Source organism: uncultured Bacteroides sp., assembly GCF_910585845.1.
GTDB lineage: Bacteria > Bacteroidota > Bacteroidia > Bacteroidales > Bacteroidaceae > Bacteroides.
Map to the genome: position 1 here is coordinate 49,903 of NZ_CAJUHF010000019.1, position 11,652 is coordinate 61,554.

At 33.7% G+C, this 11,652-nt stretch carries 9 protein-coding genes, 1 tRNA gene and 2 pseudogenes; all 12 read left to right on the forward strand.

Translation table 11 applies throughout. From position 1 onward, the window contains the following. The first annotated feature begins 57 nt into the window (after positions 1-57). The 12 genes and pseudogenes from QZ323_RS07410 to QZ323_RS07465 all read left to right on the forward strand — a co-directional run bounded on the left by QZ323_RS07410 (position 58) and on the right by QZ323_RS07465 (position 11,569). A tRNA-Gly gene (locus QZ323_RS07410) sits at positions 58-130 on the forward strand. Positions 131-259: 129 nt separating this feature from the next. Continuing rightward, a pseudogene (locus QZ323_RS07415) lies at positions 260-826 on the forward strand (phage integrase SAM-like domain and Arm DNA-binding domain-containing protein); the annotation flags it as partial. 343 nt (positions 827-1,169) lie between these two features. After that, the gene (locus tag QZ323_RS07420) at positions 1,170-1,982 is read left to right on the forward strand and encodes a hypothetical protein (protein ID WP_294633970.1); all 813 of its coding nucleotides are present in this window, start codon (positions 1,170-1,172) and stop codon (positions 1,980-1,982) included. A gap of 4 nt (positions 1,983-1,986) precedes the next feature. After that, a pseudogene (locus QZ323_RS07425) lies at positions 1,987-3,181 on the forward strand (site-specific integrase). 300 nt (positions 3,182-3,481) lie between these two features. Further along, positions 3,482-3,649: a hypothetical protein gene (locus QZ323_RS07430; protein WP_294633971.1), complete on the forward strand. Its 168-nt coding sequence runs from the start codon at positions 3,482-3,484 to the stop codon at positions 3,647-3,649. Positions 3,650-3,728: 79 nt separating this feature from the next. Next, positions 3,729-4,817, forward strand: coding sequence for a radical SAM protein (locus QZ323_RS07435; protein ID WP_294633972.1), 1,089 nt, complete (start codon positions 3,729-3,731; stop codon positions 4,815-4,817). Position 4,818: 1 nt separating this feature from the next. Then, the gene (locus tag QZ323_RS07440; RefSeq protein WP_294633973.1) at positions 4,819-5,961 is read left to right on the forward strand and encodes a radical SAM protein; all 1,143 of its coding nucleotides are present in this window, start codon (positions 4,819-4,821) and stop codon (positions 5,959-5,961) included. Next, positions 5,958-7,772, forward strand: coding sequence for a YcaO-like family protein (locus tag QZ323_RS07445; protein ID WP_294633974.1), 1,815 nt, complete (start codon positions 5,958-5,960; stop codon positions 7,770-7,772). Before QZ323_RS07440 ends, QZ323_RS07445 begins: the two co-directional genes overlap by 4 nt. A gap of 11 nt (positions 7,773-7,783) precedes the next feature. After that, entirely contained in the window at positions 7,784-9,643 is a 1,860-nt protein-coding gene (locus QZ323_RS07450; RefSeq protein WP_294633975.1) for a radical SAM protein, read from the forward strand. Then, entirely contained in the window at positions 9,633-10,694 is a 1,062-nt protein-coding gene (locus QZ323_RS07455) for a M20/M25/M40 family metallo-hydrolase (RefSeq protein WP_294633976.1), read from the forward strand. The genes QZ323_RS07450 and QZ323_RS07455 overlap by 11 nt, the downstream gene beginning before the upstream one ends. Before the next feature lie 2 nt (positions 10,695-10,696). Next, positions 10,697-11,371, forward strand: coding sequence for a metallophosphoesterase (locus QZ323_RS07460; protein WP_294633977.1), 675 nt, complete (start codon positions 10,697-10,699; stop codon positions 11,369-11,371). 18 nt (positions 11,372-11,389) lie between these two features. Further along, on the forward strand, positions 11,390-11,569 hold the full coding sequence (locus QZ323_RS07465) for a hypothetical protein (RefSeq protein WP_294633978.1): 180 nt from the start codon (positions 11,390-11,392) through the stop codon (positions 11,567-11,569). The last annotated feature ends 83 nt before the right edge of the window (positions 11,570-11,652 follow it).

The window sequence follows — 11,652 nt, forward strand, 5'->3', positions numbered from 1 at the left end:
TTTTTGATTATAAAAAAACTTCTTTTACCTTTGCATCGCTTTTCTAAAGAAAGTAATGCGGCAATAGCTCAGTTGGTAGAGCATCAGCTTCCCAAGCTGAGGGTCGCGAGTTCGAGCCTCGTTTGCCGCTCATAAAGAAAGCCTTGATAGTTAAGTGATTAGCTATCGAGGCTTTCTGCTTTTAGCAGGTTACGGAAAGTCTATTTTCGGGTGGTTTCAGAGGGTGCATGTAAACCAAGATGTAAACCGAAAATTCATTATGAATGCCTGTGTTTCAGTAGTTTGCTACAAATCTAAGACATTATCCAATGGTGAAAATCCATTGATGCTCCAAGTATCTAAAGGAGGAAAGCGTAAATACCAAAGTTTAGGCATATCCATCAATCCTAAATATTGGGACTTCACACGAAACAAACCTAAGCCTAACTGCCCTAATAAAGAATATATCCAAAAGATTATCTTGGATAAACAAAGGGAGCTACAACAACGCATGTTGGAACTAAACAGCGAACAAAAAGAATACACTACCACCACTTTACTCAATAATGAGAATACAAAGTTTGAGCTAAAAACAGTCAGTATGTTCTACAAGGAACTTATAGAGCAATACACACGGGAGGATAAATGTGGAAACCGTCTTATCTATAAAGGCTCATTCAATTCACTCAAAGTTTTCACTAATGGGAAATTGGATATTCCATTTAATGAAATAGATATTGCTTGGCTTAACAAGTATGAGAAGTGGCTACGCTCCAAAGGTAATAGAGAAACTACAATCAGCCTACTTTTTCGCACGTTCCGTAGTGCATACAATAAAGCTATCAATGAGGGCTTGAGTTTTACCAAAGACGATTACACTTTCAAGGCTTCCGATGTAAGCAGACAGTTCAGCTATTCAAAACTTGATAAGCAATTAAGTTGGGATATGCCGAAAACGCAATCCAAAATTGAGCCTAAACAGCAACCGATAAGGCAAGAAGCAGAGCCAAATTACAGCGTTACCGATAGCCTTGTTGAGAGCAATGGATTGGGCTTATTGACTCCATCGGATGCTCCACCAGAGGATGAGCAAGTACCTTCTTGGCAGAAACAAAAGAAGAAGGAGCGAAAGAAGAATCGAGGAATAAGATTCTAAACAAACAAATTTTTCACACTTAAAACAAATTGATATGAGTAATAAAAACTTTAACCACAACGACAATGAGTCGTTTATGGAAGGCATCTACGGATGCTTGGAGAGAATAGAAACCGCAGTAATTGAATTGCAAAAGTTTCAACCGAGTGAAGTTAATTCCACAGCTTCTAATGTGGACAACACTGCATTAGTTCAAGAAATTAAGGTTCTTGTTGAGAATGCCACAGTTGCTAACTGTAAGTATACAGAACGTAAAATCCAGGAACTTACAAAGACATTGAGTGAAAACCTCGGTGTTGTCAATGATAATGTAAAGGGTGCTTCGGGTAAGAATAAGCCCGATTTTGTAGCCATACAAAATGAGTTAGAGAACCTTAAAAAGTTGACGACATCACTTATACCGATGATTGAGGAGTCCAAAGTTATCCATAGAGAGAATGACTATAACTTCAATTTAAACTTCAATTCCAAACTTGATTGGTTTGTGATTACACTCAATACTATTATCATCGCATTCTTTGCTTCCGCATATTACTTTGAGTCGCAGCGGAACAAGGATGAAGAGGATGATTCTCTCAAATACCGCTACATCAAGATGAAAGGTGAAGCATCGGCTGAGCAGATAGCCACATTGGAGAACATATTTGAACTCAACCGAGATAACCAAAAGATTGAGCAGATGCGTGAAGATGTGGAGACCTATGAAGAGGCTGTCCGCGAACAAGTAGCCCTCACCGAGCAAGCACGCCTAAAAGAGCAAGCGGCAAAGGAACAGGAAAGCAAAGCCAAGTCCATCAAGGAGAAGCAAGAGCCAAAGGATAACCCAAACAAAAAATCAAAACCGTGAGCCTATGGCAAGTATCAAGGTAAAGTTTCGACCCTCGACAACTGCGAACAAGGAGGGAACAATCTATTATCAAATCATTCAGAATCGTGTAATCCGTCAGTTAAAGACGGATTACCAACTCTTTATGCACGAATGGGATGAAGATAACAATGTAATAATCGCCACCAATGACAGCCGACAAAACTATCTTCGATCCATCGAAGAGTGTATAAATTGGGATATTAAAAGGTTGCAATGCATCATCAACCAATTAGAGAATAAGCGAGTGAAATACACCGCCGATGATGTTATTTCTACATTCCAGAAGCAAGCCAACGAACAATCTCTGTTCAACTTTATGCAGAGTGTTATTGCTCAATTACAACAGATGGGCAAGCAACGCACATCGGAAACCTATCGTTGCACGCTCAAAAGTTTTATGCAGTTTAGAGAGTATAAGGATGTACTATTGGAAGACATTGACTCGGACTTAATAATGATATATGAGGCTTATTTGCGTAACAAAGGACTGACAAAGAACAGCACCTCGTTCTATATGCGAATACTCCGAGCTGTCTATAATCGTGCAGTTGAAAAGGATTTGACCACCAATCGAAACCCTTTCAAACACGTTTATACAGGTATTGACAAGACCATTAAACGAGCAATCCCATTAAAGGCAATCAAGCAGATTAAGAATCTCGATCTATCATTGCAACCCTCATTGGACTTCGCAAAGGATATGTTTCTCTTCTCGTTCTACACTCGTGGTATGTCATTTATTGATATGGCATACTTGAAGAAGAAAGACCTATCTAATGGCATATTATCATACCGCAGACGCAAAACCGGGCAACAATTATTCATCAAATGGGAGAAGTGTATGCAGGAGATTGTGGATAAGTACGATAATCCGTTATCAGGCTACCTATTGCCAATTATTAGACCGATGAACGGTGATGAACGCACACAATATCAAAATGCGATGTATCAATCGCAAACTCAAAACTATTGGCAAAATGGTAGGTATTCAACTACCTCTGACGATGTACACAGCGCGCCACTCTTGGGCAAGCGTGGCGAAAAATAAGAATGTACCAATATCGGTAATCAGTGAAGGAATGGGACACGATTCAGAAATAACGACACAAATCTATTTGGCTTCGCTTGATACAGCAGTGGTGGATAAGGCTAATAGTTTGATTTTAAATTCGCTATAAGATGTTTAGCGAAATGCTCTAACTCTTAATAAGAGACAAATCTTAAAGTATCATTGCTTGTATTTCAGTAGTATAATGATAAGTTCAATTTGTATTAGCTAAACAATCCAATATTATTTTCTTTTGAGCGAGACTTTTTTCTTGATAAATTAGCCTTTAATTGCGATATTTTGTGTATTTTTGCATCGTGCGATTTGTCTCTTATTAAGAGATTGACACAATGTGAGTGGGTCTAAGTGTTTATATGCTCTTTAATTTAGGCCTTTTAAGAAAGGGCAAAAACATAAAACCAATAGAATTATGGAACTTAAAAATTTGTTCAATCTTTCTTCTGAATCATTAGAAAAATTGGATTTGGCATTGGCGAATTTGCCAGCGGAAGCTAAAGTTGCAAGTTCAGAAGCTAATTGGAACGATTGCATGTCTTGCAAAGGCGGTTCATGTACTACAGGATTTGGTGGTGATTGATTTACCGTTCTATTCAAAAGTAAGGGCGTGTATCTTTAGGGAACACGTTCTTGCTTTTTATAGTGCTAAAATTTAAATTATGATAAATGAAAAAACAGAGGAATTGTGTTTAGTTGTTACGGAAAGATGCAATCTTAATTGCTCATATTGCCAAAGCAATAAACAATTCTCTCATACAATGTCCATTGCGTGTGCAAAGGAATATATAGATAAATATCTTCATGTATCTATGGTTCCAAAACCTTCCATTACTTTTATGGGAGGCGAACCTTTTGTGGCATTTAAAACAATCAAGGAGATTGTATCATATGTAAAACAATGTTATCCACAAAAAGAAGTGTCTTTTACTATTGTAACTAATGGTACTTTAGTTCATGGAGAAATTCAAAGATGGATTAAAGAAAATGAAAACTGTCTCCAAATAACTCTCAGTTTAGATGGAGTCGAAGAATCTCATAATTTAAACAGATGTAATTCTTTTCGCTTAATAGATATCGACTTTTTTAAAAGTTTGAGAAAACCTATTATCAATTCTGTATTTACTTCAAATACGATACAGGATATGTCCTGCAACTTGAAAGAACTGCATAAGCACAATTTCCTAATAAAAGGATTTATCGCAGATGGAGAACAATGGAGTAAACAATCTATTGATATATTGGCTACCCAATTATTCTCAATGATTGAATATTATCTTGATAATCCTCATATACAACCATTTTCACTACTATCATTACCGATATATCAGTTGACTACTAACAAATCCATAAAAAGATGTGGGACAGAGTGCTTTTATGAAGTTTCAATATCAGCTGATGGAAAAGAGTATGCTTGTCATAGATGCACGCCGTTTGAGAATAATGGTACCTGGAAAATTCCACAAAAATACTTGACACTAACTAATGCAAGATTCCTTCTGGATGATTGTATCGGTTGCCCTTTCGATAGAATTTGTAATGCCTGTCCTGCATCTAATGCATCTCTAAAAGATAATTTAGAGATGGCTTTGATTAACTGTCAAATAAGGAAACTTTTGTTTAAGGCTAACGCTTACTTTTATTTGCGAATGTTGACATCAGAAAATGATTATGTTGCGTTAAATTACTTTCCTGATAAAAAAAAGAAACATATGATACAATCATCAAGAATAATTTTAGAGCTTTTATAAGATGGAATATGTAGATATTACAGCCGATGATACAAAGGAAATAATTCTTATGGCCACTAATGCTTGTAATCTGAAATGCAAGTATTGCTATGAGACAAATAAGAATGCCCCATCAATGTATCTTGACAGATTGATGACGCAACTTGAATATGAAATAAGGGATAATTCAACAGGTTTCAAACGATTTGTTATAAATTTTCATGGCGGAGAGCCTTTTTTAGCTTTTGAAAAAATTAAGTCGTTGGTAGAATGGATTAAATTGAGATTCTCAGACTTAAATATAACATTTACGACAACAACCAATGGAACTGTTCTTTCAAACGAGATAAAAGAATGGTTATTAGACCACAAGAATGAATTTATTCCTATACTGAGTTTGGATGGTAACAAAGATATTCATGATAGAAATAGAGGAAACTCCTTTGACAAGATTGATAGAAAATTCTTTAGTGATAATTGGCCAAATCAAGGTATAAAGATGACTGTATCACCCAATACAATCGGTGATATGTTCAATAGCTTTGTTTATCTTCATAATATAGGATTTTATCCTAACCCGACATTGGCGAGGGAGGTAGATTGGGATTTGGATATTCACTTACCAATTTATGTAGAAGAACTCAAAAAACTATCACGATTCTATATTGAGCATCCAAAAGTTAAACCTGGACAACTATTGGATTTGCCTTTGCATAAATTCTCACCAGAATATGTAAGTAAACATTTCAATTCATGTGGTGCAGGATTCAATACTATTGCATTTGATGTTTATGGCAATAGATATCCTTGTCAAACTTTTATAACTGACCTAAAAAAAGGATACGATGAATCTGAGATGGAAAAGATTTTTTCAACCCTCAAAAAAAACTGTAATCTAAATGTTTCTCCAAAGTGTGAAGGGTGTTCGATAATAAATTGGTGTTCGCCATGTTATGGCGTAAATTATTCAAACAGAGGTGATATGGGTTGTTTTGATTCAAATATGTGTGTCTTTAACAAAGTGACACTATTATGTGCAGCTCAAATGTTTTCTGAAATGTTTTCTGATTACGGAAAGTACCCTTGGTTAAAGATTAAAAGTGAAAAAGAAATATATCATAGTATTATTGGAATAAAGAATATATTTAAAACCGTTTGCTTATGATTCGTAAGAAGGAATATAAAAGTTGTCCCCCAGAACAAACTATCCATAAGATAAAATCAATAATCAAGGATAAACTGCAATTGGATTTAATTGAGCGAATATTTATAGATAGTAATGCACTATTCTATTCCTGTCGCTTAATAATGAATAACGAATGGATTTCAGCCTTGAATATTGGAACCAATGGCAAAGGAATGAGTGAAAGTTATTCTCGTGCAAGTGCTCATGGAGAGTTGATGGAACGTATTCAAAATGGAGCTTTGTTTAATTTTATAGATTTTGGTACGAGGTACTTTGTTAATGAGCAAGCAAATGTATATCCCAATTTTTGTAATTCAATAACCCAACAAAATGTTGTGTTACCTTTCAGATATGCGCATGATGAGGTATGCTTAGAGGATAATACAGTCCTAAAAGAAGCAATAGATAACTATGTGCAATCATATGATAATGAAGAATTATATAGATTGTCTAGGGATAAGAAACACTATTACGTTCCCTACTATGATGTATTTAACAAGACTCTTGTAAATCTTCCGATTGATATAATATTCAATATTATCAGCACAAGTGGGATGTGTGCAGGAAACACGCCAGAAGAGGCATTGGTACAAGGTATCAGTGAGGTATTGGAACGTTTTGTAATTAGAAAAATCTATTTTGAGAATATTACATTCCCCAAGATACCACATTCTTGCTTTGAAGGTACTGAAATATTGAAACGTATAAAAGTTTTAGAGGAATCCGAAGGTTATACCATTGACATTATGGAATGTTCATGTGGTATTGGAATCCCAGCTATAGGCGTGACTATAAGAAACAAGGAGAATACAAAATATCAATTTCATTTAGGTGTTGATCCTTCGCCTATTACGGCATTAGAAAGATGTATGACGGAATTGTTCCAAGGCAGAACTGCAATACTCTTTAAAGATTTTGACTTGAGTTATCAGACTCTATTACTGTCAGATATTAAAATTAAAGAAAAGGAAATCAATGAAACATTTGTTGTATCAACAGGTCATTATCCAATATCCTTATTTTATAAAATACCTTCCTACTCCTTCTGTGGATTTGACGAAAGTTGGGGAAATTCTGATAAAACGGATTTGTTTTTAATGACAAGTCTTATTAAGAATCTTGGCTATAATATTTACATAAGAGATAATTCGTTCTTAGGATTTCCAACATACTCAATATATGTTCCAGGTATGAGTGAATTACATAATGTAATTTCATTACATCATTACCAAAATACATATGATAAATACCGACAAAACTTTATCTGCTCACACTCGTTGGAACATTCAGATAAAGAGAGTATTATATCATTATTGGATTCACTCTATTCAAATCCAGACAATCAGATTGCGTTGCAATTTGCAAATACGAAAGATGTCTGGATGAGTGGCAATAATCACTTCTTATGTGGTGTTCTATATTATCGCAATGGAAAAGAAGATTTGGCTATAAGGTCTCTAAATAAGGCATTGGAACGAACTACAAATATTAATCTCAAAAGATTTTATCAGTGTTTCCGTGATTATATGACTCTTTCAAATGAACATAAGAATGTTGATGATTTATTATCATGTGTTTATGAGGAAGAGTTTATTATGGCAGTTAAACAATGTCTTTTATCTGAACGTTGGGGCAACTTCTTCAACTTGTCTAATTGTTTCAATTGCTCAAAATGCAATCTGAAAAGTGACTGCAAGTATATTCAATACTTGAGGATAGTTAAAACATTACAAGATGAAGCGGTTAAGGCAAATCTTAACCAAAGGAATCTTGCGTCTTTATTTTGTTAGTGAAACAGCTTATGAACACTGAATCTCGATACGTAATATTAAATTGGGGACTTCCTGCTATTCCATCTTTCCCATCCCCTGCTATGTCAATTTTAAAAAGTCAATTGACAAAATATGGTTATGAGGTAAAAGTCGTTTATTGGAATTTTCATTTAAAGCCCGTAATTACTCATTATTGGGGCAATGACAAAGAAGAATATACAGACCATTTAGTCTATTATCTTTCTCCTATTTATGCGTATTTGGCGGTAGAATCTAATGATGAAGAATCAATTACTCTGTTATACGAGCAATGGAAAAAGACAAACAATGTTGATATAGATAGAGAAAAGTTTGTTGCTCACATTGCCGAAAATATAACGTTGCTCAGAACGATAGTAAAGAATACTATCGTAAATTATCATTATGAGAACTGTTTGTTTACTGGTTTTTATCAAAAGTTATTTCAGATATACTGTTCAGATATTATAGCCCGAGAACTCAAACAATTATACCCTAATACAATTTGTTGTCTTGGAGGAATAGATACAAAAGCAGAAGCAATTTCATCTTTGGACAATTTTCCTGTTTTTGACCATGCTCTTTGGGGGGAAGGTGAAATGACAATACTTGCATATATAAAGTCTCTTAATGGTAATTTGGATAAAAATCTTATAGGTAATTTTGCTTGGAGAGAGTCAAATGTTTTGGTTACTTCAAAGATCAACCGAGATTATTTAAATCTTAATGAAACTCCACTACCGGATTATTCAGATTACTTTCAACAAAAAACTATTGAAGATAAACAGATTAGGCTTCCAATAGAAGGTAGTCGTGGCTGTCATTGGTCAAGATGTAAATTTTGTTTTCACAATGAAGGTGTTAGATATAGGCGCAAATCGCCTATTAATATAGCCAAGGAAATAAGACAACAGATTGAAAAATATGGGATATACCAAATCTCATTCTTGGATAATGATACTATAGGAAAAGACTTGATTTCTTATGATGAGTTACTTAATGAATTGATCGCCATAAAAAAAGACTATCCACAATTCTATATATCAAGGGCAGAAATTGTTACTCGATATATAAATGCAGATATTGTATTGAAAATGGTTGAAGCTGGCTTTAAGGATGTTCAAATAGGATATGAATCTCTATCTGATAATTTATTGAAAGCTATCAATAAATGCAATAGTTTCTCAACCAACTTCCTTTTCATAAAATGGGCTTTGATATATGGAATAAAAATCAGAGGGGCTAATTTAATAATGAATTTATTGGAGGAGAATGAGGATAATTTACAAGAATCCTTGAAAAATTTACATTTCCTACGTTTCATGTTAGATAAGAACAGATTTATGCACATCTATACGACATTATGGATAAAAGAGTCATCTAAGTATTATAATTTGTTGAAGGATAGACGTGAGCTTGGTGAATGGGAGGTCTATAAATCATTTAAATATTTACCCAAGTCCTATATTAAAGATGAGAATAAGCATACCTTACAGTTCTTTGTGAAACCTAATTACCATCATTTATGGGATGATATTGAAAACAAAGAATGGGAGTATTTTAATAATGTTCATAGGTATGAAATTTCTTCTTTAAAGGGTGATTTTTTGTATAAAGAATATTGCAATGATGAGATTATAGAGTCTTTTGTATTAGATGAGACTGATTGGCGAATATTATGTTCTGCTAATCGTAATGTTATTTCAATAAAAGAACTTCCAATTGAAGAAAATGAATTAACAAAACAAAAACTTAAAGTATTAAAGCAAAAGGGGGTGTTATATTATAATGATGACTATAGCAATATAGTTACTGTTATCAACACAGAAGCACCTCATAATAAACCTGTACGCTATACAGATGGAATATAAATATATCACATCAGAATCATTGGAGTTTCTGAAGCAACTCCTTAACACCCCTTCTACATCAGGAGGTGAAAAAGAAATCGCAAAATTGTATTCAAAATATATGGAGCCATATGGTAATACAATTATTGATAATATGCATAATTCATGTTGCGTGATAAATCCTGCATCAGAATTTAAAATTATGCTTGATGCACACTATGATGAGGTAGGAATGCAAGTTGTACATATTGCAGAGAATGGATTTATCTACTTTAGGAAAAACGGATGGATAGATCATATGACTTTATTAGGTCAAGAAGTTACAATCATTGGTAAACATACAAATATTGATGGTGTTATAGGTAAAAAGCCAATACATCTTTCAAGGGCTGATGAAAAATATCCTGAGGTGGAAGATATGTGGATTGATACAGGCCTTATCTCAAAAGAAGAGGTTGGTCGGTTTGTGTCAGTTGGTGATTTAATCGTATATAAGAATAACACACGGATTATTAATAATACACGGATTGTGTCAAAAGGGCTTGACGATAAAATAGGAGTATTTATTATTAGTCAAGTTGTGAAACAATTATCCACATTCAAGGATCAATTAAAAGTTGGTATTTATGGTTGTGCTTCAGCCCAAGAAGAAGTTGGAGGCAGAGGGTGTGTTGTTATGGCTCAACGAATAAAGCCTAATATTGCATTTTGTCTTGATGTTGGTTTCTCAACAGATATACCAGGATTGCCTGAAACGAAATATGGACATATGCATTTGGGAGATGGGGTTGTTATATGCCATAGTTGTGATAATGATAAAGATTTAACAGAATTGCTAAAAGAAACCTCTATCGAAAATAGAATATATTATCAATCATACACATCTTTGAGTCCTACAGGAGGTACTGATACTTGTAAAATTCAACTTATTGGAGAAGGTGTTAAAACAGCATTATTAGCTATCCCCAACCGTTATATGCATACTCCAATCGAAATGTGTGATTTACGAGATGTAGATGCTGCTATTGACTTGATTATTAAATCTATTCTACAGTTAAACGGTACATTGTAATTATGAAAAAATATATTGTAATCGGTGATGTACACGGTTCCAGATATTGGAAAGAAATAATCTCTAACAGTGACTATAATCATATAGTTTTTTTAGGTGATTATTTAGATCCATATTCGAATATTGAAAATAATGATTTGATCGAAAACTTTATTCAGATTATAAAGCTAAAGATAGATAATCCAAATGATGTGACATTAATATTAGGGAATCATGATCTCCATTATTTTTCTTCTCATGTTAAACCGTGTAGTAGATACAATAAAGATATCGCTCCTTTTGTTTGTGATATTTTCAATAAACATGTTGATTTGTTTCAATATGCATTCCAATATAATAATGTAATATTCACCCATGCAGGGATATCTAACGAATGGTTCTTGTCATTTTTTAAAGGAAATCCCAAGATAAACATTGCTGAGCAGTTGAACAAATCAACAGATGAGCAAATGCACATCCTTTGTCAAGCCGGGAAATATAGAGGTGGTGATTTAGAATCAATAGGTGGAATATTTTGGGCTGATAGAAGAGAATTAACAGAACCTCTATATGGTTATACCCAGATTGTGGGTCATAGTCGTGTGCCTGAAATTATCATTCAGAAAGGAGAACATAATAATGATATTATCTTTTGCGATTGCTTGCATAAAAAAAGATATTTAAGTCTCTTGTTGTAAAATAATAATAACTTGGTTATGGATAAAGTAGCATACTTTTTCATATTATGGAGAATGTTTGTTTCGTGTTCATCAGGGTATGATGTTGAAATAAATGATAATAATGAAGATGAGCAAAATGCATCTACCACAATAAAATATGAAAATATTATTATATTGGGAGAAGAAGATGTTTTAAAATTATCTTTTAGTAGATGACAAAAATTGAATTTTGTCGGTTATATTATTGATTTTTAATTAGTTATTTCTTGCAAAAGTCCCTGAAAATTAGTAACTTTAAA

Bases quoted from the DNA above. Each gene is read 5' to 3' on its own strand.
- QZ323_RS07435 (WP_294633972.1), top strand. From the start codon at position 3,729: ATGATAAATGAAAAAACAGAGGAATTGTGTTTAGTTGTTACGGAAAGA.
- QZ323_RS07450 (WP_294633975.1), top strand. From the start codon at position 7,784: ATGAACACTGAATCTCGATACGTAATATTAAATTGGGGACTTCCTGCT.
- QZ323_RS07465 (WP_294633978.1), top strand. From the start codon at position 11,390: ATGGATAAAGTAGCATACTTTTTCATATTATGGAGAATGTTTGTTTCG.
- QZ323_RS07440 (WP_294633973.1), top strand. From the start codon at position 4,819: ATGGAATATGTAGATATTACAGCCGATGATACAAAGGAAATAATTCTT.
- QZ323_RS07420 (WP_294633970.1), top strand. From the start codon at position 1,170: ATGAGTAATAAAAACTTTAACCACAACGACAATGAGTCGTTTATGGAA.
- QZ323_RS07430 (WP_294633971.1), top strand. From the start codon at position 3,482: ATGGAACTTAAAAATTTGTTCAATCTTTCTTCTGAATCATTAGAAAAA.
- QZ323_RS07445 (WP_294633974.1), top strand. From the start codon at position 5,958: ATGATTCGTAAGAAGGAATATAAAAGTTGTCCCCCAGAACAAACTATC.
- QZ323_RS07455 (WP_294633976.1), top strand. From the start codon at position 9,633: ATGGAATATAAATATATCACATCAGAATCATTGGAGTTTCTGAAGCAA.
- QZ323_RS07460 (WP_294633977.1), top strand. From the start codon at position 10,697: ATGAAAAAATATATTGTAATCGGTGATGTACACGGTTCCAGATATTGG.